The organism is Bartonella sp. AC10YNML, from assembly GCF_042196825.1.
Lineage (GTDB): Bacteria > Pseudomonadota > Alphaproteobacteria > Rhizobiales > Rhizobiaceae > Bartonella.
In genome coordinates this window covers 40,334-64,718 of sequence record NZ_JBHIRA010000009.1, presented here as the reverse complement: position 1 = coordinate 64,718, position 24,385 = coordinate 40,334, and the positions used below count along the sequence as shown (strand labels likewise).

Genomic DNA, 24,385 nt, shown 5'->3' with positions numbered 1-24,385 from the left:
GGGGTTAACATTTCTCCTCCCCCCCCCCGCAGAAATGTCGAAATAAAACCTCCTTCTCATCGTTTTAAAAATCACGAAAAATTTTATCCTTTATCCTTTATTTTTTTAAAAAGAGTGACTTATTTGTGCTAGAAAAGTTGCTGTATTAGGTAAATTGGAGGGCGGGGTGTTTTTAGTAGGAATTTGGGAAGGGCTGGAAAAATCGTCTTGCCAAATAGAGTTCTCAAAAGGAAATCTTGGAAAGAAACTATCAAAGGGGCGGCTTAAAAGAAGCTACCAAAAATCCGGAACTTCAGGCTTTAAATGAGGACCAATCCGTACCGCCGAGACCTTTTCTGCTAAACCGGTGCGATCTGAAATCTCAACCGCTAAACCACAAAGGGTGGCAGGACCGCACGCCGGTTCAAAACGGTCTTGCTTCGTCTTATAAAGAAAACGGTGTAAGGGTTCTTCTTTATCCATTCCAAGAGATGAGTTATAATCTCCACACATGCCTGCATCTGTTAAATAGGCGCTCCCACCTTCTAAGATTTGCGCGTCAGCCGTGGGAATATGCGTATGGGTGCCAACGATAACACTCACACGACCATCAAGAAAATGACCAAAACATTGCTTCTCGCTTGTCGTTTCTGCGTGAAAGTCAAAAATAATCGTATCGGCTTGCTCCATCAACGAACAGGCAAGCAGAATATTTTCCGCTGTTTCAAATGGATCTTCTACTTTACACGGCATAAAAACGTTGCCCAACAGATTGGCGACAAGAACACGGGCGCCATTTTTTGCCGTAAAAACACCAGAACCTTTTCCGGGAGTTTCTTTCGAAAAATTGGCAGGGCGTAAAAAACGATCACTCTCATGGGCATATTGCAATGCTTCTTTGTGAGAAAAAGCATGATTACCTGTGGTGACAACATCAACACCGGTTATCAAAAGATCTTGATACGTTTCTTGTGTAAGACCAAAACCACCAGAGGCATTTTCACCATTTACCACAACAAAATCAAGCTGCCATTTCTCAATCAGTTGAGGAAGGTATTCAAAAACAGCTTTACAGCCTGTGCTACCAACAATGTCACCTAAAAATAAAAAACGCATAGGCGCTTTAATCACATTTTAACATTTTAAGAAACCTTTTTCTGTAAAAATTCCTTGTACCTGTAGATCATGTTCTGCTGCGGGAATAGAGGAAACCTCCTGACATGAAAACCCTATGCCCCATAATATCATTTGATGCCCTTGTTTTTCAAGAGCTTCAACAGCACGGTCATAATATCCTCCTCCATAGCCAAGACGGTGACATTGACGATCAAACGCAGAAAGCGGAACAATAATATTATTGGGGGCAACAACGTCATTGTCTGCACTGGGACCAAAGGTGCCAAAACGCATGGGCTCTAAAATCGTGCTGGGCGAAAATGTACGGAAAATCATGGTGGTGGAATTAAGAACTGCTGGTAAGGCTAAATGCCCACCGCGTAACGCTACAGCATCCAGTAAAGGACGCGGATCAATTTCCGATTTAATGGGCCAATAGCCTGCTAAAATGAGGCGTGAAAAATCGGTTCCCTTCTTTTCGAGGTATTCAATAAAGTGGCAACAAGCACGCTGCGAAAAGAGTGCGCGCTCTTCTGTTAAAAGAGCATCACGACGCGATAAACCGCTTTTGCGTTGCTGTGTGCGAAGGGATGAAGCAGATTCACAGAGGGGATTGTTTGTCATTGTCTCGTCAATTATTTTATAAGATGCTGGTATTTTATCCATTGTTGGCGTTTTGTAAATCTCTGTATGGATAAGAGCTGTGCTCATGAAAAAAAGCATGAAAAAAGTGTGTGCTCTTTAGGGGGTATCTTGGTGCAATAAGCCGCTTTTGCGTTGCTGTGTGCGAAGGGATGAAGCAGATTTATAGAGGGGATTATTTGGAAGTGCTGTCTGTTTTATAAAATGAAGCCTATCGTAATTTTTATTTCTTGAAAAGAGTATCGTCATTGGTCTTATGTAAAAAGATGCTCTCAATTTTAGCTGGAAAAATTTTTATGCAAAAAAGTTAATACAAATAAAGGGTGATCCACAACAGCCGATGGAAAAAGCTGATCCCGGGAACCTATACAAATAGGTGGGCGCCATATGAAAAAGCCCACGGGCTTGATCAGGGACAGCTCCCTTGGAGATCATTAAGGTCTCAGGAATACGTTATTTCCTGTCGAGAAGCGCAGAACACCCTCCTTAATATAAAATAATTTCAGAGCTTCTGCTAGAGATAAAATAACCTCGCCCTCTTCTTTTTCATAACGTTTTTCAGGAGAGTTTTTAGAACCTTGCTGGTGGTTGCTCGAAATGGCTGTATGATGGATGGCTTATTCAAAGTAAAAAAGCAAAAAATATGAGTGAGGGTGGGTGATTGAGTGACGCAGAACGATTTATTGGCAATGGCTCTTTTGGAACAATGCTTGATTTTTATGTTTCGCAGGAATGCTTGGAGGAGTTTTGAAGGGAAATATTTATTATTCAAAAGGATGTTGGTTGAACTGGTGTTGCACCTTTGAAGTTTTTACTTTGTGAAGCCATATTTCAGGGCTATTTTATCAACTTTGAGGGGGGAGGAGAGCCGATACGGTATGTGCTGCTATGGTTGAAGTTCATAAAAATAAAAAACAGACGATGATAGTTTATCAGAGGCGCTAAGCGATGTTTTAAGATTTTTTCAAAAAGTATTTTTTGAGCTTCGTGTTTACAAATTTTTTTATCCATGATGGAAGGTGTGAAAAGAAGAAACGGCGTGAAGAGGACTCAAGCGTGGAGCGTTTGCTTGCTATGAGAAGAAATGCTGTAGGGGGTATATTGGAAGTGTTTGGACGCTGCTTGCAATACAAAAAAGGTCAAAATTCAAAAAAAGCACTGTGAATTGTGTGTGGGGGGATGTGTGGTTATAAGCAGGGGGCTTTTAGTTTATTGAGTGGAATGTGAAGCCGGCTTGCGTCTTATCTAGATTTGAAAGGATGTCGTAAAGTGTCTCGTTCTTGAATGGTTTCAAAGAGCTTGTGGTGATTGTTCGTCTAACAGAGCTTGCACGCGCTTTTGAATCCTGCGCATTTGTGGAGTGTAATCCAATGCTGTTTCATCAATCTTAAGAGCCAAGTTTGGGACGCTCTGTTGCTTCCATGGTAATGGCTAAGTTTCAAAAAAAGCACTGTGAATTATGTGGGGGGATGTGTGGTTATAAGCAGGGGGCTTTTAGTTTATTGAGTGGAATGTGAAGCTGGCTTGCGTCTTATCTAGATTTGAAAGGATGTCGTAAAGTGTCTTGTTCTTGAATGGTTTCAAAGAGCTTGTGGTGATTGTTCGTCTAACAGAGCTTGCACGCGCTTTTGAATCCTGCACATTTGTGGAGTGTAATCCAATGCTGTTTCATCAATCTTAAGAGCCAAGTTTGGGACGCTCTGTTGCTTCCATGGTAATGGCTAAGTTTCAAAAAAAGCACTGTGAATTATGTGGGGGGATGTGTGGTTATAAGCAGGGGGCTTTTAGTTTATTGAGTGGAATGTGAAGCCGGCTTGCGTCTTATCTAGATTTGAAAGGATGTCGTAAAGTGTCTCGTTCTTGAATGGTTTCAAAGAGCTTGTGGTGATTGTTCGTCTAACAGAGCTTGCACGCGCTTTTGAATCCTGCGCATTTGTGGAGTGTAATCCAATGCTGTTTCATCAATCTTAAGAGCCAAGTTTGGGACGCTCTGTTGCTTCCATGGTAATGGCTAAGTTTCAAAAAAAGCACTGTGAATTATGTGGGGGGATGTGTGGTTATAAGCAGGGGGCTTTTAGTTTATTGAGTGGAATGTGAAGCCGGCTTGCGTCTTATCTAGATTTGAAAGGATGTCGTAAAGTGTCTCGTTCTTGAATGGTTTCAAAGAGCTTGTGGTGATTGTTCGTCTAACAGAGCTTGCACGCGCTTTTGAATCCTGCGCATTTGTGGATAGTAAACCAATGCTGTTTTATAAGCTTTAAGAGCAAGTTTGGGACGCTCCGTTGCTTCCATGACAACGCCAAGTTCAAAAAAAGCACTATAATTGCGCGGCTCAAGTTCAAGAGCGTGGTTGAGATCAAGCATGGCAAGCTTGAAATCGTTCAGTTGAATGTGAATCCAAGCGCGTCTTATCCAAGCTTCAGCATGAGTAGGCAAAAGTGCAAGAGCATTATCAATATAATCAAGCGCAAGTCCATAATCGTCGCTGTTGAGTGCATTTTCAGCCCATGACATCAAAAGATCGATCGTCTCGCTCCCTGATTGGGACCATAAATGTTGAAGTTGTTGACTGATCTTTTTCGCTTTAGCAACATCAGCACAATATTTCAATTCTTTGAGTAAACGTGAAATTTCTGCTTCTTTGCGCTGCTTAACTCTGTCAACATGGGAAAGCTGCTCTTTGTCAAGATCTTCAAGAATAACCGCCGAGGAATCAGAATCGGAGGGCGTTGAGGAAGGGGGAGGAGAATTGGGAATAAGATCATCTAACGGTAAAAGCGATTGTGGAGAAGGCCGATCTTCAGGAAGAGAAGGAGGATTTTGCCCATAGCTCGAGGGAACAAAACAAAAAACGCCAACAAAAGAAAGAAAAAACGCGCGCTGGAAAATACAGAAAAAACGCAACCGGAAAAATCGAAAGGCTTTTAAAAAAATAGAAGAATCCATAAAAACAAGCCCCCAAAAGATAAATCACCAAATATTATCAAATACTAGACTTGTAATCAACGGACTTATAACAAAAAAACTCAAGAAAAAAAATTTTAAGCCTACAATTAAAGTAGGCATAAAAACATTGATCCTAAAGAAATTATCCCTAAAAGAATTAGCCCTGACGTGCTCTAAAACGTGGATTCGTTTTATTAAGAATATAAACACGACCCTTACGACGCACCAAACGATTGTTACGGTGGCGCTCTTTTAGTGCTTTAAGCGAATTTTTAATTTTCATCATATTCACCGTTTAAATAGTTTACGTAACACAATACTATAACACAATATTAAAACACGAAAATACAATATTACAACCCCAATAGACTGCTCACTTTAATGAGCATTGCATTGCGATATCGTACTTGCATCATAACATCACACGATACACTTTTTCACTGTGATCACAAAAAGAAAAGCGCACTCTTAAGGTACGCATTAATACACTTCATTAGCACAACGATAAGTGAAAATTGCAAAAAAGTAGGAGAAATCTAACAAGAAGTCTTATTCTTGTCAAGGGTATATCCCTTACAAATTCCTATAGTGTGTTAACGGTTGGCCTTGAAGGTAAAAATTTTCTCGTAAAAAGAAGGACACCAAAAAGCACAAAGAGTGGAAAAAAGTAAAAGCTTCCTATTTGTGAGAAAATAATCCTGTTTTTTCGTAAAATATCATCGTTAAGTAAGGTTCATGTAAAATTTATAACATGAGGTGTTTTTTGTTCGTGTGTGAGGATATTCTTAAGGCTTATTCTTAAAACCTAAAAAATAAACCGCATGATGATGACAAAGATGATGAATTGATAAGGATAAATTTCTATTGTTCAGAGAAAACATAGTAAAATAAGAGTTTTGCATAGTCTTAAGGTTTTCTCATTGCAAATTTGTGTAGCTTTAAGCATAGCATTCGCTTCTTGCATATCACAAGCGGGATTGATCTATGGTAAAGATACTTGAAGATAAGGAATAAAACGGTCTTTTATGAATGCTTTCAAATGCTAAGAGTGTTGTAACATTGGGGGGTGGCAAAGCGGTGTGATGGCGTTGGTGTTTACGCTGCATAAGTTTAAAGAGGGTGGTGCACTATAAATGTTTAAGCTATTATCGAGAGCTTTATGCTCTATGACGGGGGCTGCTGTTGTGAAGTGGTGGGGCAATGTGCATTGGCAAAATGTTTCTTTAAAATAAGCGCGTGTTAAAACAAGTGCGTAAATTGGCAACACAAGTGTCTTCTGTTTGAGGCTTTTTATTTTACGTGAGGGGTGAGAGGATATTTGGTTTGGGAATGGATAAGCTTAGTGCTGTAATCATATCCTGTAATTATATCTTTGATGTGGAGATCAGGGACGGAGCGGAGCGCTCGGTACTTTTAATGAGGGATTAAATCTGTGTGGTTAGAGTGAAAGATTATGCATAAATTTCTCTTTTAAGGCAATAGTTTATGATTCTTTGCAACCCAATTATTTCTACGTGGGTGGAGTGCTGGATATTGTCGAGCAGATGGGGAATTCAAATTATCCAATAAGGGAGCCAGTATACTGAGAATACACTTTGGCTCTTGAATGTGGATAGTTTGAATCCTTTTTAATATCCATGTTGCAGAAAAAATTTGACCTTCCCAAGGGTGGTCTATGATGATGTTTATTGAAAGAGTGAAAGCTTCACATTGTCTGGCGATAGACGTAATAAAAGTATGTCATAATACCAATTTATATACATGTTGCAAATGCCAAAGAGAGCTGACGTAATGATCATTGGTATCCCGATCAATAGGGGCAGTGTTTCTCTTCCTCCTGTGAGGTATATTAGACAAAGAATTCCTGTCATTAATAAAAAGCCTATCGACAGGATTTTCGTTACGAAAACAATGGGTTTACGAAAAGTTAAAAGAAAAAGGAACAACATATGTCTAAATGGACCCCCTTTACGTTTTTGGGGAAGAACAGACTGTACCTCATTTAAAGTTTTATTATTGTTAGAAATGAAGTGTTTTTTGCCACAATAAGCGTTTTAAAGGCAATGATAGTGTTAAAATGATCGTATTAAAAAGTATAGTTTAGCTTTATCAGGATAATAAAATAAACATTTATATTTATAAATTATTAGGTGCTCTTGAAAGAAGCTTGGATTGAGAAAAATTGTGAGAACTTCATGAAGCGCTGGTCTGTTGGGGGGGACGAATGTCATTGCTGAGCAGGATTAGAGAGTTACAGACAATCTCTTATGGGTGGTTAAGAATATGCGTAAACAAAGTGCGTTTACGATAAGGGGAGTTCATAAAGAATTGTGCGAGATGCAATAAAATCAATGCGCATTATACGGTGATGATGTGCCTTATAATTCATTGTCTTAACAGGATTAAAAGGTGGAAAAATTGATGCACTAAAAAAGGGGAGGATTTTGTGAGAGAAGAAAAATTGATCTGAAAAGAAGAAACTTAAGCCTTTGGGGAGAAGTTCAGGAAACCTTTTCGAGGAATGTGTTGGGGGAATTAATGAAAGAAGAAAATCTTCTATCCGTTGAAGGAAAAAGAGAGAGGAGAAAAAGAAGAAAGTTGCTATGCTGGAGAGGGCTATCGTCTGGCCGATATTGGGCCGAATTCTCGAGAGTTGTTTTGGGAGAGTAATACGTTTTACCTCTTTGCAGCAATTTTATGGAAAACAAAACGATGCTTTTGTGAAAAAATGAACATAAGAAGAGAAGCTAGAGACAATAAAAACGCAATCATGGGGATTGGTATCTATGGGGGTGCAATAAATCAGTCTATTTCTTAAAGGTTGGCATTAAAAGAAAAATGAAGGGGCTGCGTATGTTATGGGGAATATTTATGCTGTGGAAGGTGGAGGGGTGGTGAAGTTAGGGGCTGGTGGATTGTTTTGAGCTGTGGGGGGATATTTTTGAGAAAAGGAAGGGGAGAAGAGCTAGGGGGTGGAGTTGAAGGGGGGGAGCGCTTGTTGTGCTGCTTGGATATCGGTGTGGAGTGAAGCTTTGTTTTTGAGGGCGGATGAGATGTTCGTGTAGGATGAAGCGGTTTGGAGGAGGAAGAGGTGATGTTTTTAAAAGAGGCAGGGCTTGTAGGAGGGCTTCACGCCCTTTCAGGGGCAAATTAAAAGGTTAGGGGAGCGCTTTTGAAGCCGCTGGATATCGGTGTGGGGAAGAGGTTGTTTTTTCAGTTCATTTTGGAGAAAAGTGTGAAAAAGTATTTATATATATGTGGGCTTAAGATTTGTTGGCTGGTCCCAGTAATTGGATGATATGCCCCATTTTGCGGTTGGGGTGAACAGTGCTTTTGCCATATAAATGGATCGAGGTGCGCTCTTGTGTGAGGAAATATTTTAACGTGCTAAAATTGTTACCAATAAGATTGGTCATTTGGCAATCGCTGTGGCGATAGGGACTGCCTAAGGGAAGTCCGCAAATAGCGCGGATATGCTGTTCAAATTGTGAAGTTATGCATGCCTTTTGTGTCCAATGACCAGAATTATGGACACGCGGTGCTAATTCATTCACTAAAAGATGACCATTCGTTAAGACAAAAAATTCAATGCAAAGAACACCAACATAATTGAGGGCATCCATAACTGTTAAGCTGATTTCTTGTGCTGCTTTTTGCACCTCAGGTGGAATATGTGATGGAACAAAGGATTTATGAAGAATACCATTTTTGTGTTGATTTTCAGGGCAATCATAAAAAATATGTTCCCCTTGTTTTGTACGTGCCGAAAGAACCGAAATTTCCGATAAAAAAGGAACTATTTCTTCCAAAATACAAGGCTGTTCCTGAAAAGTCCTTAAGGCTTCGTCAAGGGTTTGTTCATCTGGGTGATCAAGCTTGATCTGGTTTTTTCCGTCATAACCAAAACGACGCGTCTTTAAAAGACCACGTCCGCCTAAGGTATCAAGAGCGGAAAGAAGAGAAGAAGAATTGTCAACAGCATGCCATAACGCGGTGCCAATCCCTTGATCACGCAAAAATTGCTTCTCAAAAAGTCGATCTTGCGTGATCTCTAATGCTTTGGAAGAAGGATAAACAGGCTTACTCTTTTCTACATATTGAACCGTTTGAAGCGAAAGATTTTCAAATTCATAGCTGACAACATCACACTGAGAAATAAAATGATCTAAAGCTGATATATCGTCATAGGAGGAAACAATATGGTTGTTTGCTGTTTGAGCGGCTGGGCAATTGGCTTCAGGGCAAAAAATAACGGTTCGAAATCCTAATTCTGCGGCCGCTATGGCGAGCATCCTTGCTAATTGGCCGCCCCCGATTAAACCAATGACGCTGCCTGGAGGTAACATGGTGAAGGGAGTGGTGTTGGCTAAGGAGGTGTTGGTTGAGGGGGTGGTGTTGGAGGGGGTGGTGTTGGCTGAGGGGGGAGTGGAAAACGGTGCCATTTTAAACCTCCGTTACAGGCGTTTGGGCGACATTGGCTGTTTGTTGTTGACGCCAATCTTGTAATCGTTGGGCGAGATCATGGTCATAAACGGCCATAACGGCCGCGGCTAAAAGTGCTGCATTAATTGCGCCTGCTTTGCCAATTGCTAATGTGCCAACGGGTATCCCTGCTGGCATTTGCACGATTGAAAGCAAAGAATCTTGACCAGAAAGAGAGTGAGAATGCACTGGAACGCCAAAAACAGGAAGAGGAGTAAGGGCTGCTAACATACCTGGAAGATGCGCTGCACCCCCTGCACCGGCAATTAAAACTTTAAACCCTGCTTCTTTTGCTTCTTTGGCAAATTGATAAAGGCGTTCAGGAGTTCGATGTGCTGAGACAATATGCGAACTATGAGAAATACCAAGATTCGTCAAAATATCTGCACTATGGCACATCGTTTGCCAATCCGATTGGCTCCCCATTAAAATCGCGACATCACATGATTTTTTCATCATTCTCTATCCTTTTCAAAGGTTCAATGCGATTCTTTATCATTATTTTTTTAAAGTTTTATATTCTTTTTGCAAAGCCAATTGATGACAGAGAAACAGTTATTTTTCAAATAAGGTGGAAAGCTAAAAATTTAAAGGGGATCTCGAGAGATGAAAAAATAAAGTATTGAAGGCATGAAGCACTTCTTGTGAGGGGGGAGGGGAATGCAACGGGGTGGTGTGGGACCCATGAGGCTGTTGAGCTTGCGGCATTGTCTTTTATTTAAGATAAGAGGGAAAAATGCATTGAGGAAAAGCCATTGATTATAAGTTTTTTAAAAAAATGTCTTATTTTTTATTTGCTAAAATAAACAAGATCACCATATGATATAAAATCTGTTGCAATTTGAAACATTACTTATGAGAAAAGAGATTTTTATGTCAAAAATGTGTTGCAAAATGAGGATATTCTTATGAGAAAAAAAGAGATGTATATCTCTCGATTTCAAAGCCTATTTATTTTGTTGTTCAAGTGATTCTTTTGTGAGTGGGGGATATAATCTTTATAGGGGATATAATCTTTATAATTGTCGATATATCTTTAACAATGGCCGATATAAGGGGAAGCGAATAATCAACGCTTTTGTGCTTTTAACGCTTTTGTTGAGATGTGCTTCTGAGCGATTATATCGTTCTTTGTTTTTTCACTTAAATATAATGGTAATATCAATCGCGAGTGACGAATTGTGAATAATAAATCCATGGTCTCTTTTTTGCCCAATTTTGTAATATGGTGAACGCTGAAATAAATAAGAGTTAAACAACGGATGTAAAGGAGATTTAAAAGCTATGTTTCTTCCATTTTTAATCGCTTTAGGTACTGCAGTAACGACTATGTGTGGTAAAAAAAATATAAGTTATGCTTTGTGGGCAATTTTATTCGTTGTCATTCTTCTCACTTTCAATCATCACGCAACTTCCACTTTAAATTTATCTTTTTGAGAGAATAGCCATGGAACATGTTGAACAAAAAAATCCTCACTTCGTTATCTTTATGAATACGCTAGGACTCTTTGGATTATCCGTTGTCTTGGTGGTGGCTTTTTATTATCAATTGGTAAAGTTTGAGTTACCTTGTCCCCTTTGTTTGCTGCAGCGCGTTGGATTGATGCTGGCAGGTTGTGGGTTCTTGCTCAATATTCACCATAAGGTGAAAAATACCCATTATGGTATGGTTATTCTCGGTTGTATGGTAACCAGTGCTGTGGCAGCACGCCAAGTGTTTTTGCATATCACACCTGATGATTTAGGATATGGTTCAACGTTCTTTGGATTGCATTTTTATACTTGGGCTTTCATTATTTCTGTCCTTTGTATCTTTGCTGTCTCATTTGTCATGATTTTAGGCGAATTGGCACACAAGTTCAAAGAATTTTCTCCTTTTCCAGTCTTGAGTAAAGCGGCAAGTTTCTTATTTGTATTTTTGATTGCGGCAAATTTGATTTCTACCATACTGGAATGTGGTGGTGGACAGTGTGCCGATGATCCTGTAAGGTATGAATTGTTATCAAATTGGTTCCCTTCATAGTCTTGAATTTTTTTAATAATCCCTCATTATAATTTTTATTGTTAAAAGAGGCGGAAATATTTAAGAAACCGCTTCTTTTTTATTTATTTGGAAGACATTTCAGAAAAATTGTTCGATAATCTGATCTTTTATACCAATGCTGGCTTTTATGAGCGATAGCGATTGATATTTTTTTAGCGAAGACTTGTACTGTGAACCTTTTATGCTGTCTTTTGAGAGAGATGAAGGGATTGATTGGCTTGGAGGAGTTTGTAGAAAAGCCCCAGATTGTTGAGCTGCGTGGGTTAAGAAGCCTCGTTTTTAAAGGTGCATTAACGATAAAAAATTTTTGTTCTTGATTTTTCTTAACATTGTGTTAAATAAAGTTTTGTATTCATTTTGGTGCTTCTAAAGCGTTTTTATTGCTTCTAGAGGGATTAATTTAAAATTTTGAAAGTTATGTGAATAATTTTCTGTAGAGGTTTGTTTATTAGAGGCAAACCTTTTTTTTTATCTAACGTTTAGATGTTTTCTCTCAGTGTGAAGCTTTTTTTTAGAAAAAGGTAAGCGGCTTGATGATGACTCTCTTATTTATTAATATATTGATTTATAATGATAAATAACCCTTTTAAAGTGAAGCGCGTTGCTGAATATAATAAAGTTGCTCATCACCAGTTCTCTTATATTGAATCAATTAAAATTACTTGCTTGTATATCATAAGTGAGTGGGCCATGTGGGTCAAAACTGTACAAGAAAGGCATGCCTTTAATGAAGTGTCTCTTGAACCGAAGGCTGTCTGCAACATTGGGAGCTGGCAGAGTTTTTGTGATGATGCCGGCTTGTTCTTCTATAAGCGTAAACTTGTTTTTCCATAAGCGTAAAGATAGGGGGGGCTGAATGGATTTTATATCCTTCATGGGAGCTTACCATTCCTTTACGGGTAGCGTTTTGCAAAATGGGTGTGATGGAGCGTTGAGAGATCTTTCTTTAAAACAAGCGCGTGAATATGCAACACAAGTATATTCCTTTTGGCACGTTTTGTATTACGAAAAAATATTGACTTATAAGGATAAGTTATTGTTGCGGATGTTGAATGAGAAAAACGAAGAGCTTCTCTCATTTCAAACTTTCTTATAGTCAATTAATTAAATGTGCTCTTCTACGTTACAAAAAAGCACTGGGTGTAAATAAAAATTCTTTTAAAAGTCGTAAAATGCTTCTTATGACCCTTTTTGATCGTTAGAATTTTTCGAAAAATTTTATGCTGCTCAATACAATAATAGGGCGGTTTATATCTATGATTTAAGTGAAAATAGGGGGATTTAGATGAAAAGGGAGGCGAGTTTTTAATGACAGTTGTTGAAAACGTTATTGTGTAATGCATTTTTTACAGATTTTCTGTTTTCTGTAAATATGTAAAAGCGTAAAAACAGAAATGTGTAAAAAAGGAAGCTGGGATTTTATGTGGGGTGTATGATTTTATCATGGCATGGAATGTGGAGAGAAGATTGCGGTGTGGGGATGAAGAGTTTTATGAAGGGGGGAGAAGTTTGGATGAAGAGGTGGGTGCGTTGACGAGAGAGGAGAGAGGGTGTGGGGAAAGTTGTTTTTGAAGTGAGATTGACCGATGCTTTGCGTGATCTTACTTTAGGGTGGTGAAGGAGGGGCAAGAATATTTTAAAATAGGACGTATCTGTCGCGTTTGATGCAACATTATCCTTTGTGGTGTCGTGATCTGAAATCAGCAGGGGAATTCGCTAGAGTAAGAAGCTGTATTGTTGACAAACCTATGTTTACAAAGTGGTGCGAGGGGAATTTGAAAGTTTCGTTTGGCTGCTTTCTGTAAATGTGGAGAAGCGTAAAAACGGAAATGCGTAAAAAAGGAAAAGGCTTTATGTCGTTAGAGGCGTTGTGGTTAATGATACGCAATGTATAGGGATTGTGTTTTCGAAGGTAGGAAGAGCAACATAAATGGAAGGAGTGGCTTAGAGGAAGTGTGTGAAGAGAGGGAAAATGGGGAAGGCTGTATGGGAAATGCATAGAGTATGAAGTGTGGGGCAGTGAAGCATGTTGTGAATGGTGTGTGAAGAATGGAGAAGGTTTTTGAGAAAAGGAGGGGCTTCTGGCGTGGGGGAGTGGTGTTTATCTGAAGGGCGCATGTTTAAAGTGTGGAAGGTGAGGAAAAGTTGGAGAGAGGATGATTGTGAGTAAGTTTTGGAGGGATTAGTCAGAGGTGTTGGGAAAATGCTTTAGGGGAAAAAATTAGCATAATTTCTTGTCATACTGAAACCAAAATCATCATAAAAACTGAAGGAAATTAGCGGGTAAAACTGGTGGAAAAAAGTTTTGATTCTTAAGGGGTGGGGGGGCCGTTTTTTTGAGAGTATGGAAGAGTAAACTTGAAAAACCTTTCCCTTTTTGTGGAATTTTTATTCACAAACTTAAGAAAATAGGATATGAACGCTGGAAATAACGCGCAGCTTAACAAAATATGTGCACTGTAAAGGAAATGTTTGTTTATGTCAAAAGAAGAAGTTTTAGAATTTTCTGGTATCGTTACTGAACTCTTACCTAACGCGATGTTTCGTGTGAAACTGGAAAATGACCATGAAATTATTGCTCATACCGCTGGTAGAATGCGGAAAAATCGTATACGGGTGTTGGCCGGTGATAAAATCATGGTGGAAATGACACCTTATGATTTGACAAAAGGGCGTATTACATATCGCTATAAGTAGCATCGTGGGTGGCTTGCACTTTTTTCTAAAAGCTATCATATTATTTCTATTATTTTTTAACAGTTTTTTAGTTTGCTTTTCATGAGTGAAAAAAGGGGAGTGTTTGAAGAGCCTTGAAAAACTGTAAAATCGTTGCGGAAAAAGGATAAGGAGATCAATAGCGCTTAAAAGGGGGCGCTAAAGGGGGTGAAGAGGGAAGTCGATTGTGAAGGGGTGGAAATGAGCAATATAAGAGAGTGGGGGAAAAAACGTTTGGCAGATACTCTTACAGAAGAAATTTATTTGGTGCTTGCCTCCGCTTCGCCACGGCGTTTGGCGCTCTTGGCACAAATAGGGATTGATCCCCAGCAGGTTTATGCAAGCGATATTGATGAAACGCCAAAATTAAAAGAACATCCTGCAAACCTTGCCAAACGTTTGGCAAAAGAAAAAGCGCTGAAAGCCCAAAAAATTTTGCGCTGGTACAGTCAGAATGGTCAAGACGAGTTGCAGAATGTTCCCCAAAAATTGTCTGCGCAGAAAATGATTATCTTGGCGGCTGATACGGTGGTGGCTGTTGGCCGGACCATTCTCCCCAAACCAGAAAGCGAGGATGAGGCTTATGAATGTTTACGATTCCTTTCTGGACGGGCGCATAAGGTCTATGGTGCCATTTGTGCGCTCAATGAACGTGGAAAAATAACCGTAAAATTGGTTGAAAGTCGTGTTCGTTTTAGACGCTTAACCTCTGCCATGATGAAGGCTTACCTTGCTTCAGGAGAATGGCAAGGGAAAGCGGGGGGCTACGCTATTCAAGGAAAAGCAGGGGCTTTTGTTGTTCATATCACGGGTTCTTATTCTAATGTTGTGGGATTGCCTTTGGCTGAAACAACCGATCTCTTGACCGCTTATCACTATCCACTTTTCACTCACTGGGCTGAACAAACGCATGAGAGAGATTGATTGGTCCGTAGAGCTAATGCAAGGTAAAAAACAACAAAAAGAAAATATGAAAACAAATAGAAGCAAAATTAATGAAGGAGCCAATGACAAAGGTGTCCCAAAAACAAAAAGAGCCTAATTTACAAAAAGAAACCTCTCATCGCCCACCACATCCTTGTCCTATTTGTGGTCAGATGTCACAAAAATCTTCTTATCCTTTTTGTTCCACACGCTGTCGAGCTATTGATCTTAATCGTTGGCTTTCAGGTGCTTATATCTTACCACCCCCACCACAAGTAAGTGATGAAGAAGAGTAAAGAAGAGGCATGTCTTTTGAGAAGCAAATGCTTAGAAAACGTTTTTGTGTGAAAGCTGAAGGGATGGGCGTTGTTTGTTCTAGCGGGGAGGTCTGAGTGAGATATTTTGCGTGTGGCGTTGGAGAGAAGCTTGAGTTTGAGAAGAGGAGGGATGAGGTTAAAGAAATATCTGAGCCTTTTTGTTTAGAGAATTGGGGAAAAGATTGAGTGGTGAGAAATAGGGAGCGGCTGAGGAGATAATGCTTAGTCTGGTTGTTTTGCTGCTGAGGGGATACGAGAAGATTGGCTGTTTTGAGTAGAAGACATTTAGGCATTTGAAGGCATTGGCGTTAAATGTAGTTTTAAATATTTTCTTTTTAGCTCTTCATAAATACCAACAAAAAACAGTAAATTGTCAGTCATATTAAATAAAAATTATCACTTGTTCAAATTGGATCTGTAATAAATACCTTTTTTGAGACAATTATCCTGAAAATCATAGAAGTAAAAAAATCTTCGTCAGTTACTTGAAAGAATGATATTTGTAATAATTGATTTTAGCTTTTCTATCGTATAACCTCAATTGCTCGGCGCCGTTTGATGACGTACAAGAAAATTTTCGGCGTTGTGAATGGCTGAAGAAAATGTGATGTTTCTCAAAAGATGGTCTACAGAGCCTTTACCTTAGTTGCTTTCTGGTTGCCGGTTTAGCGTCATTGATATAGACGCAGATTGGGATCAGTCAACGATGGATGTTTTAATACATATATATCCAAGACTTACCATTGGTGGTTTTGTTATCATTGATAATTATAAATTGCTTTGTTGCAGGAAGGTTGTTGGTGCCTTTAGGGTGTGAGGGAAAAATTGATAGTCCAATCAGTATTGCTAAGGAAAAAAGAGGGGCACGTGTTTTGGTGCAAAGAGCTTGATCGCTGCGTAGACGACCAAAATTACACTTTAAGTGATAAAGTAATTTCAGAAGATTGGCAAGAAAAATGAAAAATTTTCTATTCTGTTATACCGTAAAACGGCGCTATTTGAAGGGGGAGTGAAGAGCTTGAATATTCATGATAGGGCTTTGATTTGTTGAGCCTGATGAAGTGCTGTCGTTTGAGGAGGGTAGTCTGAAGACTGTAAGGGGACTAGGCAAAAAGCTGGATTCATTTTCAGAGCAGTGTTTACAAAGCGGTGCGGGGTGGTGATGTGGAAATTTTATTTGTCTGATTTCTGTGAATATGTAAAAGCGTGAAAACGTATATCCGTAAAATAATGCGGAGGATTTGTACTGTGTGTATGCTTTTATCATGGCGTGGAATGTGGTGAGAGAACTAGGGGGATGCATTTGTGAATGGAGCGGGGAAGCTGGGATGAAAAGGGGTGTTAAGTGCATTTTCTGGAGAAGAGTATGTGGAGAATATTGGGAGGAAGGGCTTATTTGTCTTGTTTGATAACGCCTCTTTTGAGGGGTGGTGATAATTATATGAAGTGATCAGTAGTCCTTCCCTGGATAAGAAGCTGGATTGTTTACGGACCAGTGTTTATCGAGCGGTGTGGGGTGGTGAATCTTTCGTTGGCTGTTTTCTGTGAATGTGTAAAAGCGTAAAAATGTGAATCTGTAAAAGTGAAGTGGAGGATTTATGGATTTATGCATTGTGCGTGTTTTGGGGTTACGTTGGGCTTTTGTCTGGCATGGATGGGGTGAAATAAATGGGGGGGTGAAGAGACTGTGAATTGAGGAGGGAAGCTGGAATGAAGAGTGCTGTAAGTTGTAAGTGTGTGACGGGAAAGAAAAAGGGGGGCGTGGAATGGAGAGAGTGCCTATGGACAAAGGGAGGGCGTGGATAAGAGGCGGGGTGGTGTAAAGGATTGCGGTAAAGGATGGTGTGAGGGTGATAGAAGAGGGAGGTGAGGAGATAGAGAGGAAAGGGTGTGGGGGTTTGAGAGAAGGTGAAGGTGAAGAAAATGCCCTGAAAGTATGGTGATGAGGTGAGCTAAAGGGGACGATGGGATGAGAGCAGGGCTCGAAAAAATAACTGGGAAAGGGAGCCGTGGTGGGGAAATGAAAAAAACTTCCTCACCCCCATTTATTTTTAAAGGGGAGTGAGGGGCTTATCAAGAAGAAAAAAGTTAGTTTTTTTTCATAATTTTCCAAGTTTTTCCATCAGACATATACATAATCTTTTGGCCTGTGGTTATCTTTTGTGTGCCGTGAGTGGTGTGAAGCGTAGAACTAGAAGCCGCTAGATGATCTATAAAGATTGATTTCCACTTAAATGAAGCAGGAGATGGAAAAGAGATATTGGGTGCCCAAGAACGATCTTTTGAACGAATAACGACAAGCTCTTTTTGTTTCAAGATGTTAGAAATTGTTTCTGCAGACAGATCTTTCCCATTGGAAATGGGGACTTCTGGTTTAGCTGTAGGCGAGGCTAAACCTCCAAAGTCGCTTATACTTGTCATACAAAAAGTGAACGTACATGATGTTTGGATGAGGTCAGAATCTCGACACTTTCCTTGATTAGAAACTTTCAGAGTCCCTTCGTATAGCTTGTTTTGTTTTAAGCCATTAGGATCAAAAAAAATCGAACTTTGCGGACTTAAATCATAACAGGAGGAAAGATGTCTCTTCCAACGAGAATGGTCTTCAACAAAACTTGAAGATTTACGGAGTTTGCCAAATGTATTTGGTACTTCTATGGTCCCAATATTCACTTTTTTACCCGTTGTAAAATCGACTACTTTCGCTGTAACTAGATTCTCATTTTTTTCAACATATAATCGATATCTGCGTCCCATTTCCCATGGAAACTTGATTTCACATCGTACTCCTGAACCTTCCTGAGTAAAATGCTTACATGTATTACCCTTCCATCCCGTTGCATTCCAGATAGAAAAATGAATGGTACGGCCGCTCCTGTTGAAAAAACCAATTTGTCCACTTTTTCCGTTTTGGAATTCAAATTTATTTCCCCAGAAATAGATGGAGTTAGGCCCACCATCGTAGTTTACTTGCTGGGTGAAAACAAATAGATCAAATAATGCATTCTCAGGCCATTCATGCTCTATTGTAATAACTTTGCCGGCAAAGATGGCATAGCTTGGTTTACTTATCAGAAGGAATAAAAGTATTAAAATAACCTTTTTTACAGTATGGTACATACTCAAATCCTCTATCTTAATAAAAAGAATGTAAGTTTATAAGTATTAAAACATATATTCAATGATTTGTTAAGTAAAAATATAGAAATACTTTAATGTTTACTCTAAACTATATACTGTAAAGACTGCTTTGTTTGAAATGTTTTTGCATGCTCCTTTTTTGCTGTTCAAATTTAAGTTTTAATGGTGGAGTTTGTGGGTGAGAGTTTAAAAAGGGGAGTGATGATGTGGGGTATAAGAAAAGTTGCGGTTTTTATTTAAAATGATAGCGTATTTTTTTTCTCCCTCTTGCTATGAGGCTTGTAGAAACCCATATTCTTTTTAGCACTACGGTTCTTCTTCATGCTGCTTTTTCCGCGGTGTTTTTTAGAGGCTGGATAATCCTTTCTGGATGTTTCTTTTGTGGAATATTGGAGAGGTTAAAGTGTGGTGATGGCTTGAGGTTTAAGGAAAAAAAATGAACTTGGAAAAATATAGCGAACGCGTACAGGGTTTTTTACAATCAGCACAAAATAGCGCTCTTGCTTCTGATCATCAGCAGTTTATGCCGGAGCATTTCCTGAAAGTGTTGTTAGACGATTCTCAAGGATTGGCTGCATCGCTTATCCAAAACGCTGGTGGTGATCTTACTCTTATTCAAAAGGCGCTAAAAGAAGCACTTGATGCTTTGCCTAAAGTGCAAGGGGGAAATGGACAGCTCTATCTTTCACAGCCATTGGCAAAAGTTTTCGCGCTGGCTGAGGATATTGCGAAAAAAGCCGGTGATCAGTTTGTGACCGTGGAGCGCATGTTGCAAGCGCTGATCATGGAAAAGACCGCAAAAACAGCCGATATTTTAACAAGTGGAGGATTGACCCCGCAAGCGCTTAATCGGGCAATTAATGCGCTGCGGAAAGGAAAAACAGCAACAAGCCCCCATGCCGAAGGACAATATGATGCCTTGCAAAAATATGCCCGGGATCTCACAAAAGATGCACGCGAAGGAAAACTCGACCCTGTTATTGGACGAGAAGAAGAAATTCGACGCACTATTCAGGTGCTCTCACGGCGGACGAAAAATAATCCCGTGTTGATTGGTGAGCCTGGGGTGGGGAAAACAGCTATTGTGGAAGGGTTAGCTCTGCGCATTATCAATGGCGATGTCCCTGAAACTTTGCGGGATAAACAACTCTATGCGCTCGATATGGGAGCGCTTATCGCTGGTGCAAAATATCGTGGAGAATTCGAAGAACGTCTCAAAGCAGTGCTGGCAGAGGTGCAAGCCGAAAATGGACAAATTATCCTCTTTATTGATGAATTGCACAATCTTGTTGGAGCAGGAAAATCTGATGGTCCTATGGATGCGTCTAACTTGTTAAAGCCTGCTCTTGCACGCGGAGAACTCCATTGTGTGGGTGCTACTACGCTCGATGAATATCGAAAATATGTCGAAAAAGATGCTGCTTTGGCACGCCGCTTCCAGCCTGTCTTTGTACCTGAACCCTCTTTGGAAGATACTATTTCTATCTTGCGCGGTATTAAGGAAAAATATGAACAACATCACAAAGTGCGCTTGGCTGATAGTGCTTTAATTGCGGCCGCGCGTTTGTCTAACCGCTATATTACGGATCGCTTCTTGCCGGATAAAGCTATTGATCTTATCGATGAAGCGGCGGCACGTTTGCGTATGCAGGTCGATTCAAAGCCGGAAGAACTCGATGCTGTTGATCGGCGTATTTTACAGTTGAAGATCGAACGGGAAGCTTTGAAAACAGATGTCGAGCCAACAGCAAAAGAACGGTTGAAAAATGTGCAGGAGGAACTGAAAACATTGGAACAACAGTCCGCTGAGATGACAAGTGCTTGGCAGGCTGAGAAACAAAAATTAGGGCATGCTGCTGATTTGAAAAAACAACTCGAAGAAGCCCGTAATGCTTTGGCTATTGCACAGCGTGATGGACAATTCCAACGCGCTGGAGAACTGGCTTATAGTGTCATTCCTGAACTCGAAAAACAATTGAGTATCGCGGAAAATGATGACCAACAAAATCATCTCGTTGAAGAAACGGTGACGGCTGAACATGTGGCGCGGATTGTTTCGCGCTGGACCGGTATTCCTGTTGATCGAATGCTGGAGGCAGAACGGGAGGCGCTGTTGCGGATGGAAGATGAAATTAGCAAACGTGTGATTGGGCAGGGAGAGGCTGTTCAAGCTGTTTCTCGTGCTGTACGGCGTGCGCGTGCGGGGCTGCAAGATCCTAACCGTCCGCTGGGGTCTTTCATGTTCTTGGGACCTACGGGGGTGGGAAAAACCGAGTTAACCAAAGCTCTGGCCGCTTTTCTCTTTCAAGACCCAAATGCCATGTTGCGTATTGATATGTCGGAATATATGGAAAAGCATGCTGGGGCGCGGCTGATTGGGGCACCTCCTGGATATGTTGGATATGAAGAAGGGGGCGTGCTGACGGAGGCTGTACGTAGAAGACCTTACCAGGTCATTCTGTTTGACGAAATTGAAAAAGCACACCCTGATATTTTTAATCTCTTGTTGCAAGTGTTGGATGAGGGACGCTTGACGGATAGTCAAGGACGTACCGTTGACTTTCGAAATACCTTGCTGATTATGACTTCTAATCTTGGTGCTGAGTTTTTAACTGCTTTGCCTGAAGGGCAAGCAACAGATCAGGCAAAAAATGATGTTATGAATGTCGTCAAAGCCGCTTTCCGTCCTGAATTTTTAAACCGTATTGATGAGATTATTCTCTTTCAAAGGCTGCAACGTCAAGATATGGAAGCTATCGTCGATATTCAGATAGAACATTTGCAAAATCTACTCAATGAACGCAAAATAACTTTGCAAATCGAGCCAGAGGTGAGAAAATTTCTTGCCGATAAGGGCTATGATCCGCTCTATGGTGCTCGTCCGCTTAAACGGATTATTCAAAAAGAAATTCAAGACCCTCTCGCAGAGAAAATCTTGTTTGGAGAAATTCACGACGAGACAACGGTGAAAATTACAAAACAAGGAGATCGGTTGGAATTTTTGCCTGAAGATTAAGTTTGGAGAAATTCATGGTATAAAGGGCGGTGATAATCTTATTGTGCAATAAAACACCGCGCTTTGAGGCGTGCTGATTTAGAAAAATTCACTGTGAGACAGCGGTGTTTTATTGCAAAGCAAAGGGAGTAGCCGGTGTTTTTGCATATTAAATGAGCGTTCTCGAATATCGTAGGATTCTTTTCCTTCTGTTTGTCGTGAAAACTATTTTCTTGCAATGTTATAAGTGAAGTCACAAGCAGGATTGCTTTGTTGCTTTGTTGCTTTGTTGCTTTATTGCTTTGTTGCTTTATTGCTTTGTGTGTAGAAGCGTTAAAGAGAAATGCCGTTTATCCGCCGTAAAACATTGCTTTTTGAGGGGGCTGATCTGTGGCATGGGAATTTTAGACGAAGATATTTTGACGATGGATTGGAGTTTTGCTGTTTAAGCAAAAGGTGGAGGATGCGTAAAACGCGCTGCTCTCTCATTTTTTCGGTGATGTGCGTTTTTCTGCTTTAAAATTTTGCTAAAAGTTTTTTTAAACTGTTTGATTGATTGCACTCTTGTCGGTGGCTAATAGATGATGAAGCATGATTATCTGCACAATCAAGTTTGCTATTTTGCAGTTTTTTAATCAAGATAAAGACTTGAAAAACAAGACCTCTAACTTGTTTTGGTTAAAATTTTTGCTATTCGTGTTACAAAGGCAAGTTTAAGTGGAAGGTGTATATTAAAAATACCATCTATATCTTAATTGATTTTACTTAACATTTACCAATAAACTATAATATGGTAAATATTAAGTAAAATAAAAAGATAATGAACTTTTTTCAAGGATTTTAATAAAAACTGTATTGGAATTTATTGATAAAAAGGATCATTTGAAATTTAAGCGGGGTAAAATTTAAATGGGGGGCATAATCTTATGAAATTAGCCACAAACAAGGAAATAATTAACAGCTGGTTTGCAGAGGATGTTAAGAGTTATAATCGGCGTATTCCAGAAAGCTTAAAGGATTTCTATGAGGATAGGAAAGATTCGTTAATAAGTGATGCTGAGCTTCAAAAGAAAATTTTGGACTCTTTAATACAAGATGTGTCGTTAACATCGGATGATTCCAATCCATTAAAGTTGTTTCTTGAACAAGGCTTTTCTTTTAGGGAGGAGCAAGGGGCGAGAGTTTTTGATACTATTAGAGGTGAGCATTCGATATCTGTTAAAAGTGGAGAAAGCGTTGATCAATTTAAAGTGAATGATCCAGAAATTGAAGCATCATCTATACCGGACAAACGAGAAGATCACTATACATTTCTAATGACGTGTGATCGAATAGAGCATGCTTTTAGAGAAGAGTATGGGCTGGACAATCTTTTAAAAGAGATCAGATCGTCTGTCCGAGAGCAGGATAATATTGAGAATTACAATTGGTTAGAAAAGCTTATTGATAGTGCATTAAATAGTGAAAATGCACCGTTACAAGAAACACAAGAAATCTACATTCCAGACATTCGTGATCATCGTTTAGATGAAAAATCATATGAGCTCGCTATAAAAATCATTCGACGAGCAGTCAACTGTCTTGGGGTTCCCTCACGTTTGTACAATGCTTGTTTTTTTCAAAAAGCTTGTTCTTTGCGTGATCTTGTATTCATTTTTGGCATAGATGCTCAATTTGACATAAATGATCAAGTTCTTAACGAAGTCATGGATATGTCGACAGTTTATGACGCTAAAAATAACCTTTTAAAAGTACAAAATTTTGGTGAGAAAAATAGCGATGTTATTGGTCTTGCTATGTCAAAAAAAGCGATATCTATCCATGACTTAAAAAGTACAGGGTATAGCGAGTTTGATCCAAGCAATTTGAGCACGAATATCTTTTTTCATATTTCGCAATCGTCATTATTTCGTCCGTTTGAAACAATGATTGTCTTTAAAGCAGGGACTGATGATCAGATTGAAAAAACAATAAAAAGGTACGAAGGCGCCAATGGCATGAAGTTAAAAGAAGAAGCAGAGAAAGAAGCTTTAAAAAGAGTGAAAGTGCTATAAAAAAGATTAATTGAGGCATTCAAAAGTCATTGGAAAATTATAAGTGACAACAAAAATGCAGCTGATTATCCTATTTGCCTTAAAACACTGCTCTCTGAAGGGGTGTGGTGTCTTGATCTGAATTTGATTTAAGGATGTTTTGTTGTTTGATATATTAACAAATAACGTTGATCGTTGTGCTTTTGCCTAATCAGAAATTAGCCACAAGATTGCTTTTTGTTTTTTCGGCTGGAGCTCTCTAAAGTTTCTCAACAGAGTGTGTTCTTTTTCGCTATAGGTTTCTTGATTGTGGTGTAAGAGGGTTTCTTTTGTGGGAAGATTTTCTTTTGTGGCAATGTCTGCATAAAAAAAGTTCATAGGAACTTCTAGTTTTTGAGCGATTTCCAGTAAACATTTGGCACTTACACGATTGAAGCCTTTTTCGTATTTTTGGATTTGTTGGAAACTGACACCTAAATGGCTTCCTAATTCTTTTTGAGAAAGTCCCATGGAAATGCGTCTGTGACGGATTCTTTTGCCTATCAAAATGTCGATAAAATGTGGATTTTTAGTTGGCACTTCAAGCCCCCCTCCGGTTGCGAGCGCCCTCGCATTGGTATTCCGGGAGCCTGAAAGCACTGACCTCGAATCAGCATTTTGCTTTTAGTGCTGAGAAGCACCTGGACATAGCAAAAACTCCCGGAATTCCGGGATATCCAAAAAAGTGGGTTCATTTTTACGCTCGGATTTAGGACCTTTAATCCCTCTTGATCGGTGCGTAGACGATCAAAATTACACTCTAAGTGATAAAGTAACTTCAGAAGCTTGGCAAGAAAAATCAAGAATTTTCTATTCTATTATGCCGTAAAACAGGGGGATGGTGTGTTGGTTTGAATGTGACTTAAGCATGTTTTGTTGTTTGATATATTATTGAATAATGTTGATCGTTGTGCTTTTTCCTAATCAGAAATCAACCACAAGATTGCTTTTTGTTTTTTCGGCTGGAGCTCTCTAAAGTTTCTCAACAGAGTGTGTTCTTTTTCGCTATAGG

18 protein-coding genes, 1 other RNA gene and 1 pseudogene are annotated in these 24,385 nt (G+C 39.6%); 10 read left to right on the top strand and 10 right to left on the bottom strand.

All coding sequences use genetic code 11. The features are described 5' to 3' along the window. Positions 1–273: 273 nt before the first annotated feature. From ACFINA_RS06080 to ykgO, 5 genes are all read right to left on the bottom strand, one after another. Positions 274–1,095: a TIGR00282 family metallophosphoesterase gene (locus ACFINA_RS06080; protein ID WP_375607046.1), complete on the bottom strand. Its 822-nt coding sequence runs from the start codon at positions 1,093–1,095 to the stop codon at positions 274–276. A gap of 18 nt (positions 1,096–1,113) precedes the next feature. Next, a complete protein-coding gene (locus ACFINA_RS06075; protein ID WP_375614721.1) occupies positions 1,114–1,719 on the bottom strand; it encodes a 5-formyltetrahydrofolate cyclo-ligase in 606 nt (201 codons plus the stop codon). Positions 1,720–2,058: 339 nt separating this feature from the next. Beyond that, positions 2,059–2,219: non-coding RNA, 6S RNA (ssrS, locus tag ACFINA_RS06070), on the bottom strand. Positions 2,220–3,897: 1,678 nt separating this feature from the next. Then, on the bottom strand, positions 3,898–4,683 hold the full coding sequence (locus ACFINA_RS06065; protein WP_375615232.1) for a tetratricopeptide repeat protein: 786 nt from the start codon (positions 4,681–4,683) through the stop codon (positions 3,898–3,900). Between the two features lie 157 nt (positions 4,684–4,840). Further along, a complete protein-coding gene (gene ykgO / locus ACFINA_RS06060) occupies positions 4,841–4,966 on the bottom strand; it encodes a type B 50S ribosomal protein L36 (protein ID WP_004863016.1) in 126 nt (41 codons plus the stop codon). A 2,280-nt stretch (positions 4,967–7,246) separates the two neighbouring features. On the opposite strand from ykgO, the gene ACFINA_RS06055 reads away from it, so the two are divergent. Continuing rightward, positions 7,247–7,501, top strand: coding sequence for a hypothetical protein (locus ACFINA_RS06055; RefSeq protein WP_375607044.1), 255 nt, complete (start codon positions 7,247–7,249; stop codon positions 7,499–7,501). Positions 7,502–7,946: 445 nt separating this feature from the next. Here ACFINA_RS06055 and ACFINA_RS06050 read toward each other — a convergent pair whose 3' ends face one another. Further along, positions 7,947–9,125 carry a 5-(carboxyamino)imidazole ribonucleotide synthase gene (locus ACFINA_RS06050; RefSeq protein ID WP_375615231.1) on the bottom strand — a complete coding sequence of 393 codons (1,179 nt, stop codon included), beginning with the start codon at positions 9,123–9,125 and terminating at the stop codon, positions 7,947–7,949. A gap of 1 nt (position 9,126) precedes the next feature. After that, positions 9,127–9,624: a 5-(carboxyamino)imidazole ribonucleotide mutase gene (gene purE, locus ACFINA_RS06045; protein ID WP_330168079.1), complete on the bottom strand. Its 498-nt coding sequence runs from the start codon at positions 9,622–9,624 to the stop codon at positions 9,127–9,129. A gap of 825 nt (positions 9,625–10,449) precedes the next feature. On the opposite strand from purE, the gene ACFINA_RS06040 reads away from it, so the two are divergent. From ACFINA_RS06040 to ACFINA_RS06010, 7 genes are all read left to right on the top strand, one after another. Beyond that, positions 10,450–10,602, top strand: a complete 153-nt coding sequence (locus ACFINA_RS06040) for a DUF5993 family protein (RefSeq protein ID WP_273790835.1) — start codon at positions 10,450–10,452, stop codon at positions 10,600–10,602. A gap of 10 nt (positions 10,603–10,612) precedes the next feature. Beyond that, positions 10,613–11,188, top strand: coding sequence for a disulfide bond formation protein B (locus tag ACFINA_RS06035; RefSeq protein ID WP_375607042.1), 576 nt, complete (start codon positions 10,613–10,615; stop codon positions 11,186–11,188). Between the two features lie 877 nt (positions 11,189–12,065). Continuing rightward, positions 12,066–12,305 (top strand): hypothetical protein, encoded by a 240-nt coding sequence (locus ACFINA_RS06030; protein WP_375607041.1) that lies wholly within the window; start codon positions 12,066–12,068, stop codon positions 12,303–12,305. Between the two features lie 1,382 nt (positions 12,306–13,687). Then, entirely contained in the window at positions 13,688–13,906 is a 219-nt protein-coding gene (infA, locus tag ACFINA_RS06025; RefSeq protein ID WP_004857577.1) for a translation initiation factor IF-1, read from the top strand. A gap of 219 nt (positions 13,907–14,125) precedes the next feature. Further along, positions 14,126–14,848, top strand: coding sequence for a Maf family nucleotide pyrophosphatase (locus ACFINA_RS06020; protein WP_375614711.1), 723 nt, complete (start codon positions 14,126–14,128; stop codon positions 14,846–14,848). Positions 14,849–14,931: 83 nt separating this feature from the next. Further along, positions 14,932–15,144 (top strand): DNA gyrase inhibitor YacG, encoded by a 213-nt coding sequence (gene yacG / locus ACFINA_RS06015; RefSeq protein ID WP_375607039.1) that lies wholly within the window; start codon positions 14,932–14,934, stop codon positions 15,142–15,144. Positions 15,145–15,811: 667 nt separating this feature from the next. Next, complete coding sequence (locus tag ACFINA_RS06010) at positions 15,812–15,982, top strand: TylF/MycF/NovP-related O-methyltransferase (RefSeq protein ID WP_375607038.1); 171 nt, start codon at positions 15,812–15,814, stop codon at positions 15,980–15,982. 1,271 nt (positions 15,983–17,253) lie between these two features. On the opposite strand, the gene ACFINA_RS06005 is transcribed toward ACFINA_RS06010, so the two are convergent. Then, positions 17,254–18,285: a DUF3472 domain-containing protein gene (locus ACFINA_RS06005; protein WP_375615230.1), complete on the bottom strand. Its 1,032-nt coding sequence runs from the start codon at positions 18,283–18,285 to the stop codon at positions 17,254–17,256. A 457-nt stretch (positions 18,286–18,742) separates the two neighbouring features. Between ACFINA_RS06005 and clpB the strand changes: the two genes are divergently transcribed. Continuing rightward, positions 18,743–21,322 (top strand): ATP-dependent chaperone ClpB, encoded by a 2,580-nt coding sequence (gene clpB / locus ACFINA_RS06000; RefSeq protein ID WP_375607035.1) that lies wholly within the window; start codon positions 18,743–18,745, stop codon positions 21,320–21,322. A gap of 905 nt (positions 21,323–22,227) precedes the next feature. After that, on the top strand, positions 22,228–23,355 hold the full coding sequence (locus ACFINA_RS05995) for a hypothetical protein (RefSeq protein WP_375607034.1): 1,128 nt from the start codon (positions 22,228–22,230) through the stop codon (positions 23,353–23,355). A gap of 186 nt (positions 23,356–23,541) precedes the next feature. Here the strand turns inward: ACFINA_RS05995 and ACFINA_RS05990 are convergent, their stop codons facing one another. Both ACFINA_RS05990 and ACFINA_RS05985 read right to left on the bottom strand, forming a co-directional pair. Continuing rightward, positions 23,542–23,913, bottom strand: a complete 372-nt coding sequence (locus tag ACFINA_RS05990) for a helix-turn-helix domain-containing protein (RefSeq protein ID WP_375615229.1) — start codon at positions 23,911–23,913, stop codon at positions 23,542–23,544. A gap of 380 nt (positions 23,914–24,293) precedes the next feature. Further along, positions 24,294–24,385 (bottom strand): annotated as a pseudogene (locus tag ACFINA_RS05985) (transcriptional regulator); the annotation flags it as partial.